General features: G+C 40.3%; 12 protein-coding genes. 4 read left to right on the top strand and 8 right to left on the bottom strand.

Annotated features, from left to right (window positions below; translation table 11 throughout):
* Window positions 1–76: 76 nt before the first annotated feature.
* The 5 genes from D7029_RS03005 to D7029_RS03025 form a co-directional block, all read right to left on the bottom strand.
* Window positions 77–2,875, bottom strand: coding sequence for a M16 family metallopeptidase (locus D7029_RS03005; protein ID WP_194951803.1), 2,799 nt, complete (start codon window positions 2,873–2,875; stop codon window positions 77–79).
* Window positions 2,865–4,574 (bottom strand): ABC transporter ATP-binding protein/permease, encoded by a 1,710-nt coding sequence (locus tag D7029_RS03010; RefSeq protein ID WP_194951804.1) that lies wholly within the window; start codon window positions 4,572–4,574, stop codon window positions 2,865–2,867. Before D7029_RS03010 ends, D7029_RS03005 begins: the two co-directional genes overlap by 11 nt.
* Window positions 4,575–4,637: 63 nt before the next feature.
* Window positions 4,638–7,385 carry a TonB-dependent receptor gene (locus tag D7029_RS03015; protein WP_194951805.1) on the bottom strand — a complete coding sequence of 916 codons (2,748 nt, stop codon included), beginning with the start codon at window positions 7,383–7,385 and terminating at the stop codon, window positions 4,638–4,640.
* Between the two features lie 103 nt (window positions 7,386–7,488).
* The gene (locus tag D7029_RS03020) at window positions 7,489–8,517 is read right to left on the bottom strand and encodes a FecR family protein (RefSeq protein ID WP_228766728.1); all 1,029 of its coding nucleotides are present in this window, start codon (window positions 8,515–8,517) and stop codon (window positions 7,489–7,491) included.
* Complete coding sequence (locus D7029_RS03025; protein WP_194951806.1) at window positions 8,507–9,055, bottom strand: RNA polymerase sigma factor; 549 nt, start codon at window positions 9,053–9,055, stop codon at window positions 8,507–8,509. Before D7029_RS03025 ends, D7029_RS03020 begins: the two co-directional genes overlap by 11 nt.
* Window positions 9,056–9,226: 171 nt before the next feature.
* On the opposite strand from D7029_RS03025, the gene D7029_RS03030 reads away from it, so the two are divergent.
* A complete protein-coding gene (locus D7029_RS03030) occupies window positions 9,227–10,024 on the top strand; it encodes an energy transducer TonB (protein WP_194951807.1) in 798 nt (265 codons plus the stop codon).
* Between the two features lie 72 nt (window positions 10,025–10,096).
* Here the strand turns inward: D7029_RS03030 and ettA are convergent, their stop codons facing one another.
* Window positions 10,097–11,764 carry an energy-dependent translational throttle protein EttA gene (ettA, locus tag D7029_RS03035; protein ID WP_036911774.1) on the bottom strand — a complete coding sequence of 556 codons (1,668 nt, stop codon included), beginning with the start codon at window positions 11,762–11,764 and terminating at the stop codon, window positions 10,097–10,099.
* Window positions 11,765–12,105: 341 nt separating this feature from the next.
* Between ettA and sltY the strand changes: the two genes are divergently transcribed.
* Complete coding sequence (sltY, locus tag D7029_RS03040; RefSeq protein ID WP_088493771.1) at window positions 12,106–14,025, top strand: murein transglycosylase; 1,920 nt, start codon at window positions 12,106–12,108, stop codon at window positions 14,023–14,025.
* Between the two features lie 101 nt (window positions 14,026–14,126).
* Window positions 14,127–14,438, top strand: a complete 312-nt coding sequence (trpR, locus tag D7029_RS03045; RefSeq protein WP_075671359.1) for a trp operon repressor — start codon at window positions 14,127–14,129, stop codon at window positions 14,436–14,438.
* 123 nt (window positions 14,439–14,561) lie between these two features.
* On the opposite strand, the gene yjjX is transcribed toward trpR, so the two are convergent.
* Window positions 14,562–15,098: an inosine/xanthosine triphosphatase gene (gene yjjX / locus D7029_RS03050; RefSeq protein ID WP_023580954.1), complete on the bottom strand. Its 537-nt coding sequence runs from the start codon at window positions 15,096–15,098 to the stop codon at window positions 14,562–14,564.
* A gap of 51 nt (window positions 15,099–15,149) precedes the next feature.
* Here yjjX and gpmB point away from each other — a divergent pair, with 51 nt between their 5' ends.
* Window positions 15,150–15,797, top strand: a complete 648-nt coding sequence (gene gpmB, locus D7029_RS03055) for a 2,3-diphosphoglycerate-dependent phosphoglycerate mutase GpmB (protein ID WP_194951808.1) — start codon at window positions 15,150–15,152, stop codon at window positions 15,795–15,797.
* A 43-nt stretch (window positions 15,798–15,840) separates the two neighbouring features.
* On the opposite strand, the gene robA is transcribed toward gpmB, so the two are convergent.
* Complete coding sequence (robA, locus tag D7029_RS03060) at window positions 15,841–16,749, bottom strand: MDR efflux pump AcrAB transcriptional activator RobA (protein ID WP_194951809.1); 909 nt, start codon at window positions 16,747–16,749, stop codon at window positions 15,841–15,843.
* Window positions 16,750–16,899 lie beyond the last annotated feature (150 nt).

Here is a 16,899-nt window from a genome sequence, read left to right on the forward strand (position 1 = left end):
ATAGATGAATAAACGCCCAGATCTCACGCTATATGCAGACTCGATCTGGGCGTTTTATTTTAAGCAACTTTATGGCTTATTTTTGAGTTGCTGGCGTTAACTTAAAGACCTTTTCATTTTCACCTAACCATTGGCGAGCTACTTGGTTTATATCGTTAACACTTAATGTTTTTATAATGGCAGGATCAGTGAGTAAACGCTGATACTGTTGGTCATCCGTTGCAACTTGAGCAAGAGCCTCTGTCCAATAACTTGCACTGTCATTTACCTGTGAATTTTCAGTTAACCAGATATTTTTAGCCTCTTGTAACTCTTTATCTGTAATGCCTGATTGCTTAACTTCATTCACGACTTTGCGAGCGAGAGTGATTAATTCATCTGCACGTTCAGGTGATGCTGTAAAGTTTAAACGACCGGTATAGTAGCTTGTAGGCACTTTCGTTAACATTTCAGAGAAACCAAGTGAATAAATACCGCCTGCTCTTTCACGTAGGTTGAGTCTTAAACGTTGGCTGATCACTGTATCCAGTAAATTTAGCGCTAATACTTGTTGCTGTGACCATTGAGCAGGTGCTGCATATTGAATGCTAATCATGCTCTTATCACTACTTGCAATAGGATATGTTTTGCTAAATGAAGTGAGTTTAGGATTAATGGCGGGATCTGCCCAAAATAAGCGTTGCTCTGAACGTGTTGGCAGACTCGCAATCCAGCGTTCAACCAGAGGTTTAACTTGATTTAGATTGACAGGACCACTGATAACTAATGTCATATCAGCAGGTTGACCTAAGATCATTTGGTTTGTTTGCTGTAATTGTTGAGCAGTAAACTGTTTCCAAGTACCTTGCGGAGAAACCACTAAGCGATCGCCATTTTGATAGCTTTCTTTATTGATATTATCCAAGAAAGTACGTTCAACAGGTGTTTTTGAAATACCTAATGCCATGGCTTGCTTTTGTTGCTCTAATTTCTCACCGTTAAACTGTGGCGACGTAATTTTTAGATGCATCAGTGTTAGCAAGGTTTCTAATTCATCAATTGGCGCTTCACCACGAAAACCATGAAATAACAGTTCGCTATAAGGGCGTAAGCTGATCTGGTGTTGCTTGGTAAATAACGCTAATTCACGCGCATTATAATTACCATATCCGCTTACTTCTGGTAATTTTAATGCCCATTGAACCATACCTAAGCTTTGATTTGTTTCAAGTGAAGAGCCGCCTGGAATACGCAGTGAAACTTGAATATTATCTTTGAGATAACTGTCATTTTTCACAATCACTTTTACATTATTGCTCAGTGTCCATTCTTGCGTTTTTTCAATCGGAAGTGATTGCGTTGAAACGACTGAACCTGTGAGCTCAGGTTTAATATCGAGTACAACGGCTTGCGTTTTTAGGGTAAATGCGCCCGGATTTGATTGTCTAATTTCTTGCCAACGTTGTGCAGCTTTAGTTGCATTAAACACATTAGCATCATTATCAGGGCCAATCACAGCAACTCGTGGTGATGATTGTTTTAGATATTGAGCAAAATAAGCTGACAATGTTTCAGGAGTCACTTTATTGATTAATTGATAGCTTAAATTTAGCGCCTGTTTTTTCGTTTGAATTGGCATATCCAATTCAATAGCTGTTGTGATTTGATTGGCTAAATAATCGTGCTCGTAACGCTCTTCACCAGCTGCTTGTTGGCTTAGACGTTTTAGCATCGCGTTGCGAGCATTATCTAACTCTTCTTGAGTTACTGGAACGGAAGCGAGGCGTTGAACTTCTGTAAATAAGATATCTAATGCACCTTGGTAATCATTACCTTTAGGGTGCGCAATCATCAATTGTTGTGAACGACGAGAGTCTAACATTGCACCTTGAGCATTGGCGCTAATAGAAGCCATTAATCCATTATCAACGATAGTGGAGAAACGTTGATTTAAAATAGATAGCCATAATGAATCCATTAAATCTTCATATTGGCCTTGGCGACTATTTAAAGGGGCTGGCAAAGTACGTTGCAAGGTGAACTGTAAAATACGCGAACCTTGCTCTTTGTCGAAAATCGTTTTGACCAGTAGATCTTTATGATCGATAAAGTTGTGCCAAGATGGATCATCAATCCCTTTATTCTCGCTATTTTTAGCATTAAACAATTGCTTTATATCAGCAATAGCATCGCCCTGATTAAAGTTACCGACCAGTACTAATGCCATTCTTTCTGGTTGATACCAAGTATCGTAATAACGCTTTGCATCTTTCACATCGCCATGTTTAACAATTTCTAAATCGCCAATAGGATCACGATCCAGATAACGGCTACCGTAATAACGCAATTCTTCTAACTGGCGATTAATACGAAAACCAATGCCTTGACGTAATCGCCATTCTTCAACAATAACTGGACGCTCTTTATCAAACTCAATCGGGTCAAATGTCATTTCAAAAGCCCAGTCTGATAAGATTTTTAACCCTGTTTTAATTTGGATCGGATTTGCATTCGGTAATGACAGTTTATACGTTGTCGCATTTAAACTTGTCGCGGCATTAACGTGACTACCTAATTTCATGCCTAGGCTTTCAAGCTGTTTAAAGCCCGTTGTACCCGGAAAATGGGTTGTACCTTTAAATGCCATATGTTCAGTAAAGTGTGAAAAACCGAGCTGTTTTTCATCTTCTTGAACCGAGCCACTTTTTACTAGGAGGCGCATTTCAACACCGGTTTGTGGGCGTTGTAGTAAGTAGACGTCTAAACCATTATCTAGCGTAAAATGGCGAACATCAGGGCGCAGTAATAGAGTATTCTTGTCATTTTGATTAGGGGTGCTTGCTGCACACCCTAAAAGTGAAAGACTGACTGAAACAATCAGTAATTTACGATACATATTCGGTAACTCCAGCAGGTTGAGAGGAGGACACGGTAGGGGCTTTAAGTGAAATCACATTATCTGCAATCACATGTGTAAAGCGCTGGTGGCTGACTAAGGCAATACCTGCGGTTGGCAGATGTTGTTTTAGTAACTGCAACATGTTTAATGCATTTTGTTCATCAAGTGCAGAAGTGGTTTCATCTAATAAAATAAGCTCAGGTTTATTGAGTAATAAACGGGCAAAAATAAGGCGTTGTTGCTCACCACCGGATAGGCGTGTTGTCCAATCAGTTTCTAGTGAAAGTTGATTTTTTATTTTGTCTAAGCCCACTAAATGAAGCACTTCTTCGTACTCTTTGGCGGAGAACTGATTAGGCTGACAAGGATAAGCGAGCAAACTGTCTAAACGTGCAAAAGGCAGATACATACGTTGTGGGACCCAACATATATTTGGCGAGCGTTGAATATCCCCTTTGAAATAAGGCCAATGCCCACTTAATGCTCTAAGCAGTGTTGATTTGCCTAAACCAGAGCAACCTTCAATAACAGTTAACTCACCCGCTTTTACCGAGAAGTTAATGTCTTGGATTAACAAGCTATCATCTTGCATAAATAGGGAAAGATTGGCTTTTAATTTAGTCTGTTTATCATTTAAATCAGCGACTTCCGGTTCATGATCGTGTTCTAACAGCACCACAAAATTATAAAGACGTGTCACTGTTGCTTGCCATGCGGCAATCTCTTTATACGAGAAAATAAACCAACTCAATGCACCTGCAACACTAGAGAATGCTTGTCTCAACTGCATTAATCCCCCTAGCATTAATTCACCAGCAAGGAATTTAGGTAAGGCAAAAATAATTGGTGCCATTGCAGTAGCTTGTTGATAGCCCACCGTAAAGAATGCGAGATTTCTTTCGTAGCGAATAAGGTTATTCCAGTTATGAATAACCCCTAGAAAACGGCTCATTAATTCGTTGCGATCACTGATTTCACCACGTTGACCTGCAATCGCATCGCCATGTTGTTTTCGGGTGATGAGCGCAGTACGGTAATCAGCTTCTTTGCGCTGTTTATCCATATTAATTTTACGCAATGGTGAACCAATTAATTGCGTAATGGTGATCCCGATAATGGTATAGATAATACAAGCCCAGAACATATAGCCGGGAATTGTCCACTCGCTACCTCCTAATGTGAAAGAGATAGCGCCAGACAGTGACCAAAGAATGGTAGCAAAAGAGATAAGTGTGAGTAACGAGTGCAAAAATGTCACGGTTAAACGCATTGTGGATTCAATCAGTAAACGAATATCTTCTGCAATACGCTGATCCGGGTTATCAGGCTCTTGAGAAGTGAGTCTTAACATGTAGTGCTTACTGTTTTTTGATAACCAGCGATCAAGCACTTGTTCAGTCATGCCTTCTCGCCAGCGAATAACCATTTTTTGACGTAAGAAATCGCCCATTACCACAACAGTAATTAATCCCGCGATGATAATGACAAATTGTTGAAGAAGCTTGTAGAGCGCTTGCCCATCAAGTTGTTGTAATGCGTTATAAAAACCGCCATTCCATTCATTCATTTTGACGTTAAACCAGACGGATGACAGGGTTAAGGTCAAAGAGACAATCAATAGAAACCAGCAGTAAAGGGCGGCACGCCGCCCCCAAAAAGGTGAAACTAAATAGAAAAATTGTTTTATTGTTTTCATTGCTTATTGGTCATATTTTTATTGTGTATCGACTTGGTTGCTCACATTAACTTCGTCAATTTATTAATAGTCGTAGCTGACTTGTAACCAGAACTGACGGCCTGGTTCATACGACTTGTAATCTTTATCTTGATAAGTGAAGTAGTCAGTCACATTTTTAGTGTTAAGGACGTTATTCACTTCAACAGAGATACCTACGCCATAAGCAAATTCAGGTTTCCAACCCAATTTGGTATCCCAAGAAAAACGACTGCTGTAATTACGTTTTTTGTATTCGAATAATGGGCCATATTCACTTGGTCTTGGGGAGCCATTATTGGCTTTCTCTGCTTGTGAACGAGCGCCATTCCATTGAAGACGGTTATACCAAGTCAAATCCAAATCATCCCAAACACTGGTGAGTTCAGCCGTGACTTTTAATGGTGAGTTAAAATTGCCAGAAGGTAAGTCTTTGGCATTGATGATTTTTCCGTCATACCATACTTTGTCGTAGTTCATCCCTTGTGCACTAGGATCGAAGTTGGCATAACCAGAGTCTTTAGGCGTATTGGTTTTACTTTTTTGCCAGCTAATAGAGGCATTAAAAACATGATCGGCGTGTGCTAGTTCCCAAGGCTGACTGTTTTTCACAGAAAGCGTTAAGGTATCGTGAGTACTGCGTCCATTATTATTAAAATGGCGAATTCTTATTTTATCTTTGTCATTTGGATATTTGGTATCACTACGAACTTCATCACGACCTTCACGATGAACATATTGTAAACGCCAAGTGGTTGATGCAATTTCTTGTTGCAAGCCTAGTGTCAGCTCATCGTTATAAGGTGTTTTTAGTGAATCAACACCTTCAAAGTCGGTACGGTTTTCCCAATCATTTGGATTATCGTTATCACAAGAGTAGTAGCAATGCTGTAAGCCTGCGTTCTGTGCGCCATAAAGTGCATAAGTCAGCATTGAACGGCCATAATAACGGTTTATACCACCAATAATTAAGGTATTCCCTGTACCCCAAATATCATAGGTACCACTTAAACGTGGAGAGATATTATTTTTTTGAACAAAATCATCTCTATCTAAACGAATACCTGGACGCAGAGTTAAGCGCTTATATTGGAGATTATCATCAACATAAATTGCGTAGTTGGTATATGAAGCATCATGTGTACCCGCTAAGAAACGGGTTGTTTGTTGTAATGAACCCATCCACTGATCATCCCATGTGGAGCCAGTATAGGTATGGTTGTAATAGGTTTTATCTCGAACATAAGAGCCTTTAGTACGGCTAACTTCAAACCCTGTTGTTGGCTGATGGCTAACCGAGCCCCATTCAATTGGGTTAAATCGCATGATACTTTTGGCATTGTAGGTTTCTTGTTTGCTCTTCAAATCGCCTTGACCACCACTGCTTATCTGCTGTGGGTTTTGCCAATCGGTATAGTCTTTTATGGTGACAAAGTAGTCTTGATCATTAGAACGCTTGTCTTCAAGGTTTTGATAACCCGCAGTTAATTCTAATGAACCAAGATCAAGTTGATGCTTATAGAGTGCAGTAAAACTTAAACCATTATGCTCATTATCATAGCCTGAGTTATAGACTGAACCTGAGAATAAATAGCTTTTGTATCGCGCAATATTTGTTGATAAATCAAAGGTTTGTTTTTCTGAAATATCCCACGAATATTTAATAAAATAGTTATCGGAAGTACGGGTCTGGTCACGATAATGTGGCGTTTGTTCAACTTGTTCTAACTGACCATCTGGCGTAAGGATAATTCCGCCCTCTGCACTAATCATCATCGGAATGGTTGATTCACGACGTGATGCAGAGAAAATTAGCCCCGTATTGTCAGTTAGACTCGTTTCAAACCAACCACCAAAGTTTTGTTTATCATATTTTTTCTGGAAACGAGCAGGGTTACTAAAATCATTATTGGCTGTATCAAAATTCAGCTTGGGATCAGTAAAAATATTGTTCCAGCTTGAGCGCGTTGTGCGGTAATAGGCATTGGCATGCGTTTCGCCTGACCAGCGACGGCTTTGTACTTCGACAGTCCCGCCAGTAAAACCACCAAATTCAACAGGAATGTTGTTATCGTAAACCGCGACGCTATCAATTAATCGACTATCAAGGTACATACCTTGTTCGTCACTGGTAACACGAGTATTGGTTTCACCATTACCTGAGTTTGCTGGGTCAAAGTCATTATTAAAGCTGACACCATCAAGTTTATAGGAGTTTTGATAACTGCTAGAACCATGAATAGAAATACGTGAAGGTTTAATTTCACCCTGATTCATTGATGTGCTGTCATTATTGGAAAATTGAACAGCAGGGTTACTTTTCAGTAAGTCAGTTACGTTTCCATCACCGGTATTACGCTGTTTTATCTCTTCTGCGGTGATGTATTGTGGTGCGGAAACGACATCGGTAGCTGGGTGATAAGTACTACCAACACCGGTGACTTTAACTTCAGGAATAACAATCGCGTTAGTTGTTGCAAGGGGACGAATAACAAATCCACTACCTTGTGGAATAATTTCTAACCCGCTACCAATTAAGACTTTTTGTAATGCAGTTTGGGTTTCAAATTGACCTGAAAGTGCTGGAGCACGCAGGTTTTTGACCGAACTTGCATCAAATAAAATTTGTACTTGCCCTTGTTTTGCAATGGCACTTAATGAATCAGCCAAAGACTGTTCTGGTAAAGCCACCGAAACTGTAGATGCATAAGCACAAGGTGCGGCAATAGTCGTACTTATTAGCAATGCTAGTAGAGACCTCTTAAGGGTCCCTTTTTTGTTATTCATTTTCATTTCACCAATCCCATTCACTAACTTAATAATTGTTGTTACTAGGGAAGAGGGTGAAATGAGAATTATCCTCACCTGTAAAAAAGAATATTTTTCATATTTCTTTTTACTTGTTGATAATTAACGCATTATTTTTATCAGTAAAAACGACATTAACCGGCAATATAAGTGGAATTGCGGTAATAAAGTCTTTGGCGTCATTTATGTTAGCTATTCCTGAGACTTTCATTTTGGCAATTTCGGGTGAGGAAATTTGAATATTGATATCAAGATAAGGTTTGAGCTTGGCTATCACTTCATTCAATGGGCGCTCAAAGAAATGCAGTTGACCAAAACGCCAACTTCCCACGGAATCAATGTTGACCGAAGAGATAACAAAACTGTCATTTGCTAATGTGCTGGTGGCTTGAGAGCCTGCATACAAATAGGCTGGGGAAGATTTTGGTGCTGCTTTTACTTCAACAATCCCTTCATGAACAGCAACGTTAACTTGGTGGTTATCATAGCGACTAACTTCAAATTCAGTGCCGACAACTTTAATTAATCGAGTATCCGCATGAACATAAAAAGGGCGATAAGGATTTGATTTAACTTTGAAATAGGCCTGTCCTTTATCTAGCCATAGCCGTCTTTCTTCTTGCACATAAGCCACTCTTACCTGTGTGTTTCTGTCTAAATAGACTTTAGATCCATCAGCTAAGGTCATTTCTTTTGGTAAGTCGCTGGTTGCAAGCGTCATATTATCCATCAGTAATGCAGGTAAATGACTATAAGGAAGATATAAAACGGTGAGCAAACAAAGAGTAGCAGAGGTGTGGATCATTGGACGCCAAGGAGAGCGTTTTTTCTTTTCAACTGTGGCTATCGTTGGTCGTGGTAATGCATCGCATTGACGCCAGATCCCCGCAATATCTTGATACGCTTGCCGGTTTACATCATTTTCTATCCATATTTTAAATGCTTGGCGTTGTTTGGGAGTCATCCTTTGGCTGTGTTGTCGGGTGAACCAAAGGGCTGCTTGCTCATCAGTCGATTCATTGAGTAATTCATCATTAGTCTCCAAAAAAAGGGAGTCTAGATCCTCATCTGTGTGAGGTTTCGTTTCCGGTATGTTTTTCTCCGGCTTACTCATCATTCGTGCATTTCTCCTGTCCTGCATCGACATATCTTTTGCAATGTAATAGGGCAGCAGCAATATGTTTTTCCACCATGCTGATTGAGATTTCCATTTGCTCTGCAATTTCGCTTTGTGATAGTCCATCAAAACGATAAAGAACAAATGCTTCTCGACGGCGTGGAGGTAATGTTTCAATTGCTTCGCTAAGTAGATCTAAACGCTGTTGATGCTCAAGGACATATCCCGGATCAAGCTCCGTGGTATAGCTTTGAGCGGCGTCATCTAGTTCACAATCATTCTGATAGATATCTTTTTGCTTTTGATTTTTTCTCCAATGGTCAATCAAAACATGGTTCGCTATTTTAAACAGAAAAGCACGCTGTTCTTGTACAGGTGTTTGTTCTTTTCTGTTTAGCCATAGTGTAAACACATCTTGAGACAAATCATCTGCGTCATGGTAATTCCCCGTACGTTTGTGGAAAAAACGCACAAGTTGCCCATAGGTTGATTGATAGGCACAACTAATTTTTTGTGCCAATGATTTATCGCTAGCCATAATCTCTGGTGTCTAAAAAAGAGTGAAATAATAAGCTCTTACTGCTTCTCATGCGAACAAGTTATGATAATTATCAAGCTAATTTTTTATTGTATTATTAATAATAAGCAATATCATTTGTGTTTATATTATGCCTATAATTCACAAGAAAGAAAATCAGAGGCAAGAATTATGAGTAGTATGTCGGCGACTTTTTCACGCCGTGGTTCATTTTCTATTGGTGGATTAACCGCCAGTATTTTATTTCATGCAACGTTAGCTGTTGTCGCTATTGGCTGGATAACATCTAAAGATGAACGCCATGGCGTTTTACCACCCGCGATGACAATGGATCTCGGTATCTATCAATTAGCACAGGCAGAAACAAAAGAAGTGCCTGTTGGGCCTGAGAAAGTGATGTCTGTTCCTGAGCCAGCAGAGACAGAACCTGAACCTATCAAAGAAGTGTTAGATTTGCCTAAAATGCCAGTAGTAGCACAAGGCACTTATGAGCGTATTCCAGAAAAACCGAAAGTAAAGCCCGTGGTTAAACCCAAACCGGTTGCGGTAAAAGTCCCTGATGATCTTCCTGTCTCAGAAGCGCCATCAGATGTAACAAGCGCACCTGTTTCTGGCTCGAATACAAGCAGTAGTGCTCAATTTAATAGTTTATCTTCCTCTTCTGTAAGTGGGCAAATGGGATGGGAAAGCTTGGTTCATAGCCATATTAATGCCTATAAACGCTATCCTCGAACAGCATTGCGCTTTAAAGCAACGGGCGTGACACAAGTTTCTATTGTGTTAAATGCAAAAGGTGAGTTATTAGATGCGAAAGTGGAAACATCATCAGGTAATCGCCTTCTTGATAAAGAGGCTTTAAATACAATTAAACGCGCTTCACCATTTCCTGCACCTGAGAGCTATCGTTTAGAAAATGGTAATATTTCATTTACAGCGCCTTTAAGTTTTGATTATAGGCAAGAGAGTTAATAACTATATAACGATAAAAAAGCAGAGAATAATCTCTGCTTTTTTAGTATCGAATATCGTAAATAAACTCGATTATTTACTCATACGTTTGTACTTCATGCGACGAGGCTGAATAGCATCGTTACCTAATGTACGTTTTTTGTATTCTTCATATTCGGTAAAGTTACCTTCGAAGAATTCCACTTTACCTTCATCTTGGTAATCGATGATATGTGTGGCAATACGGTCAAGGAACCAACGGTCATGGGAAATGACCATTGCACAGCCTGGGAACTCTAACAGGGCATTTTCTAATGCACGTAAAGTTTCAACGTCGAGGTCGTTGGTTGGTTCATCGAGCAGTAACATGTTGCCGCCAACTTGTAGCAGTTTAGCAAGATGTAAACGACCACGCTCACCACCAGACAGTTCGCCAACACGTTTACCTTGGTCAACGCCTTTAAAGTTAAAGCGACCAACATAGGCACGGCTTGGAATTTCAAAGTTACCAATACGCATAATGTCTTGGCCACCTGAAACTTCTTCCCAAACCGTTTTACTGTCGTCCATACTATCGCGGAACTGATCAACCGATGCCAGTTTAACAGTATCACCAAGTGTTAAGGTGCCTGAATCAGGTTGTTCTTGACCTGAGATCATACGAAAGAGTGTTGATTTACCCGCACCGTTAGGACCGATAATACCAACAATCGCTCCTTTAGGAATAGAGAAGCTTAAATCATCAATCAGAACGCGATCACCATAAGATTTTGTTAGATTATTAATTTCTAACACTTTATCCCCTAAACGTGGTCCAGGTGGAATAAAGAGTTCACTGGTTTCGTTACGTTTTTGATAATCAACGTTATTAAGTTCTTCAAAGCGAGCAAGACGAGCCTTACCTTTTGCTTGACGACCTTTAGGATTTTGGCGGATCCACTCAAGTTCTTTCTGAATAGATTTATGGCGAGCAGCTTCGGTTGCAGCTTCTTGCTCAAGACGCGCGTCTTTTTGCTCTAACCATGAAGAGTAGTTACCTTCCCATGGAATACCTTCACCACGGTCAAGTTCTAAGATCCAACCAGCTACGTTATCAAGGAAGTAACGGTCGTGCGTGATCGCCACAACAGTACCTTCATAATCGTGTAAGAAGCGTTCTAACCAAGCGACAGACTCTGCGTCTAAGTGGTTAGTTGGTTCATCTAATAACAGCATATCTGGTTTTTCTAAAAGAAGACGACAGATAGCAACACGACGGCGTTCACCCCCTGAAAGTTTCTCAATCTTAGCGTCCCATTCAGGTAAACGCAGTGCTTCTGCTGCACGCTCTAATTGGTTTTCAAGGTTATGACCATCATGAGATTGAATAATCGCTTCTAACTGACCTTGTTCTTTTGCTAATTTATCGAAATCAGCATCAGGATCGGCATAAGCCGCATAAACTTCATCAAGGCGGTTTAATGCGTTTTTCAGTTCGCTGACGGCTTCTTCAACGGCTTCACGTACGGTATGCTCAGGGTTTAATTTGGGTTCTTGTGGTAAGTAACCAATTTTAATACCTGGTTGTGGACGTGCTTCACCTTCGATATCAGTATCAATACCTGCCATGATGCGTAGTAATGTCGATTTACCGGCACCATTAAGACCAAGCACACCAATTTTCGCGCCCGGGAAGAAGCTGAGTGAAATGTTTTTAAGGATATGTCGCTTAGGTGGGACAATTTTCCCGACACGCAACATACTATAAACGTATTGAGCCACTATAATTACCCTTTGATTATAAAAGAGATTTTATCTGAGGTGCCACTTTTTGCGCTAAAAACAAATTTTTTGTGATTAAGCCGCGTGTTTATGGCACCAAAATGAACAATAGCAAAGTCAATGTCAGTATTTGCCAAAGACCCGAAAATGATGAAAGTCGCCAGTATACCCGATTTATAAAAGAAAACCTTAGTCAAAAGAGAGGTTTTTATCTACCTTTCGTACTTCCTCTGAAAGTAATGAAAATTTCTCTTAAAGAGGGGAACTTACATTGTTAATGATTATCATATTAGCTAATGTATTCAGTCTTTGGTGGTTCTATTTGAAGTGGGAGAAATTACGTGGTGAAGCAAACATGGTCATTAGCAGTAGCAATAGGCGCATTGTGTTTTTCTACATGGGCACAAGCGGATTCATTAAGTGAACAACGTGTTCGTTATCAAGAAATTAAAGCTGCATGGGATCTTAAAAAAACAGACGAAGTAGAAAAATTACTCCCAACATTGCAAAGTTACCCACTTTATCCCTATTTAGAATACCGTCAAATTACGGACAATCTAGATGTGATTGCACCTGCTGTGGTCACTGAATTTGTTGCTAAATATCCTACATTACCGCCAGCGAAAGCACTTCCTTCTCTATTTGTGAATGAATTGGCAAAACGCCAAGAGTGGCAGAATTTACTGACTTTTAGCCCAAATCCTCCTAACCCTAAAGCGGCAAGATGTAATTATTATTATGCAAAATGGGCAACAGGCGATGTTCAAACCGCATGGGTAGGCGCTAAAGAAGCATGGCTAAATGGCACCTCAATGCCATCAAGTTGCGATGCTCTTTTTGATGAATGGCAAAAGGCGAATCAATTAACTCCAGAATTAGTGTTAGAGCGAATTAATTTAGCGATTAAAAATGGTAATACGGGACTTGCTGCTTATTTGGCTCGTCGCCTTCCTCAGAATTATCAAACCATTAGCGATGCCTTAGTTGAATTACAAGACTATCCAAACTTAGTGGGGCGTTATGCAACCGCGCTTTCACCAACGGATTTTACTCGCTCAATCATACAATCTGCATTTTCTCGTTGGGCAAGAAAAGACGCAGATGCTGCTCGAGCACAGATTGATAATATCGCACATGCCCAAAAAATGACGGCGAGTGAACGCCAGTTAATGCGTGATACTGTGGCGTGGCAATATATGCCTTATGCGACACCAGAGCAGGTAAAATGGCGTGATAGCGTTATTCAAGATACGGCATCAGATACATTGCGTGAGCGTCGAGTACGCCTAGCATTAAGCCAAAACCAACCAGCTGAATTGGCATTGTGGTTAGAAAGACTCTCACCTGAAAGTAAAAATAAGGAAGAGTGGCGTTATTGGCGCGCAATGGTGTTGCAATCACAAGGTAAAAACAGTGAAGCACAAGCTATTTTAGAAGCGCTGACACAAAATCGTGGTTTTTACCCAATGGTTGCAGCGACTAAATTAGGTAAGCCTTATGTGATGGTGATAGATAAAGCACCAAGTGTTTCATCAAGTATCCCTAATCAGCCAGAAATACAGCGCGTTCGTGAATTAATGTATTGGCAGATGGATAACTTAGCGCGATCAGAGTGGGCAAACTATGTTGCTTCACAGCCAGCGCAAATGCAGTCTGAATTAGCGCGTTATGCGTATGAGCAGAAATGGGCTGATTTAGCGGTACAAGCCACGATCACAGGGAAAATGTGGGATCATCTAGAAGAACGTTTCCCTCTTGCTTGGAAAAATGAATTTGAGCAATACACGAAAGATAAATCGATAGACCGTAATTATGCGATGGCAATTGCTCGTCAAGAAAGTGCGTGGAACCCTCAAGCTCGCTCTTCAGCAGGTGCAACAGGCTTAATGCAGGTAATGCCAAAAACAGCAGAATTTACGGTAAAACAAGCAGGTATTACAGGATATGTAAGTAGTGCTCAGTTAACCAATCCTGTGAAGAATATTGAGATTGGTACGGCTTATCTTGATTCTGTCTATCAGCGTTTTAACCAAAACCGTATTCTAGCAAGCGCTGCGTATAATGCGGGACCTGCACGTGTTGATCGTTGGTTATCTGATGCAAATGGTCAATTAGATGCGATAGCGTTTGTTGAAAGTATTCCTTTTGCTGAAACGCGAGGTTATGTCAAAAATGTACTCTCTTTTGCTGTTTTCTATAGCTACTTTGCGGGTGAACAGCAGCCAGTATTGACTGAAAATGAGTGGAATAGTCGTTATTAAGAGAGAATAACGCGGATTTATCGTCGGAGCCTCTTTGTACATTAGCAAAGTATGTTATATTGTGTACTAGTTAATGAGTGTGGCAAAAAGAGGTTCCCACGATGCAAGATCCTGCATTATCACCTGAAGAGAATGAGCACTGGCTAAGATTTGTTGCGTTATTACAACATGCTTTTGAGCAAGATGTGCAATTTCCTATTTTACAACTTTTAATGACACCCGATGAACGTAGTGCTTTGGCAACGCGAGTCCGCATTGTGCAAGAGCTAATGCGAGGCGATTTAAGTCAGCGTGAGTTAAAAGAAGAGTTAGGCGTTGGTATTGCCACCATCACTAGAGGCTCTAATAGTTTAAAAACAGCGCCACATGACGTGAAATTATGGCTTGAAAAAGAGCTAATGACGAAAAAATAGTCGCGTTGTTATGATGTAAACTAGAGTAATAAAAAAGCCATTTAATTATTTGATTAAATGGCTTTTTTTGCTTCTTGTTTATTTAAAAGCTAATTTATCTAAAAAAACGTATCAGATTAATTATTAATCTTCTTTTTGATTGAGTTCTTTATAGATATCATGAGTGACAGGCACTAATGCCAGCACTAATGCTTGTTGATACACAGAAGTACGACTGAGTAGGCCATCAGTAAAATAACCAATTGCACCACCGCGCTGTTTAATATTGTCAATCTTTGTTAAGAAAGCCATTTCATCGCCAAGCTCGCGACCTTCACGGATACCTTTTAAGATCTGTTCTGGTAGCATAAGGCTTGCAGAGCGTGATTCTCCACGAATTTGACCATGTTCGACAACAATCCAAGCAAAGGTCATATCATCTTCAATACCGGCTTCGACGCCAACCCAAAAATCAGCTTCAGGGCGAACTTGACGAGCCGCCATCACACGTTGACGTGCGCCAGTTCTCGTTTCTGTATTTCCGATAGGTTGCTGTGGAACACGGCTATCGACATTAATATCTTCAATATCAAAGGTATCTTTACCGAATACTTGCTCAAAGGCGAGTTTTATCGCGTTGATTTTTGCTGGATTCGTAGTGGCTGCAATGACATGATACATAATGAATTAATCATCCTTTGAAAAATTAGAGCAGTATAACGGAAAAAATGTATGTTACAGGTCTATCTTGTTCGCCACGGTGAAACTGAATGGAACGTGGCGAGACGTATTCAAGGGCAATCTGATAGCCCACTAACTGCAAATGGTGTGCGTCAAGCACAGCAAGTTGCTGAAAAAGTAAAATCAGCAGGCATTACCCACATTATCTCAAGCGATCTTGGCCGCACTCGTCAAACGGCAGAAATCATTGCACAAGCTTGTGGCTGTGAAGTGATAACTGACCCACGTTTACGTGAACTCAATATGGGCGTTCTTGAACAACGAGAGATCGCAACATTAAAGACACAAGAAGAGGCTTGGCGCAAGAGTTTGATTGATGGTACACCTGATGGACGAATTCCCCAAGGAGAATCAATGACAGAATTAGCAAGTCGTATGCAGGCTGCGCTAAATCAATGTCTTGATTTACCCGAAAATAGCCGTCCACTCTTAGTCAGTCATGGTATTGCTTTAGGGTGCTTACTGAGCACCGTGTTGGGATTACCTGCATATGCAGAACGCCGTTTAAGATTGCGTAATTGCTCAATTTCACGCGTTGATTATCAAAATAGCCCTTGGCTTGCCAATGGTTGGGTGATTGAAACGGCAGGTGATGTAAGTCATCTTACTGATACTGCACTAGATGAAGTTCAGCGCTAAAAAATAAAAGCTCTCTTTTTCATATCACAAAGAGAGCTTTTTATTATGCAGTTACATCTTCACGTTTAATGGGAATGTAATATTCAAAACGTTCGATATGATCTTGTGGTTCAGTCACCATCTCATTGCTGTAACGCACATTTTTAAGATAGTATTTTTCAACGTCATAGCCTTTACGGCGTGTTAATCCCATATTAGGTAAACAGACACCATAAATTAGGAATAAAAACTCCTGCATTGCGCCTCGTTTCGCCTCACCTTCAAAATCAAAGCGAATATAATCACCGCCAGCAAGAGAGACTTCATTTGCTGCATCATCATCAATAAACGTTGCGTAATCAGGCTCAACGGCAGTGGTATAAAGTACACGCTGTTCGTCTTCATGCTCATCGCTATGCTGGGCGTGATGAAGCCCATACACTTGATGAGGAACGGCACTTATCTTACTCATATAGTAGCGCCAGAAGGTTTGACGCATGTCAGAGCAGGCTTCAGCCCATTGCTCAAGGGTATGGCTGCAAGTTTGCTCAATGCCAATTAATTTCTTCTCAGATAACGTTACAAATTCCCATTTAGGTAAATTTTGAGGATCTAAGGTAATTGGTGGACAAATTCCTACCGCACACCATTCATCAGAACGGCGATAAAGAGCGGGCGTTCTATCAAATTGCTTTTTAAAAGCACGGGTAAAAGTCTGTTGAGAATCAAAACGATATTGCAAAGCAATGTCTAAAATAGGGCGGCTCGTTAAACGTAATGCAACGGCTGCACGGGATAGACGCCTTGAACGAATATAAGAACCAATCGCTTGTCCTGTAACTTCTTTAAACATGCGTTGTAGATGCCACTTGGAGTAACCCGCTTTAGTTGCGACATTATCGAGGGATAATGGCTTATCTAGGTTACTATCAAGCCAAGCGAGCAAATCACGTATGATGTTGGTTTGATCCATACATCTCCCTTAGTCATATTCGTTTATTTATTGCTGTAGATGGTAAATAGCCTGAACATCTATAACAAGTTATATTGTTAGACAATCGTAAAATATAGTCTTTTTCATCGACTAATGTACACAAATTCTTCTATCAGTTAGTAATGGATT

This window comes from Proteus vulgaris (assembly GCF_016647575.1).
Classification (GTDB): Bacteria; Pseudomonadota; Gammaproteobacteria; order Enterobacterales; family Enterobacteriaceae; genus Proteus; species Proteus mirabilis_B.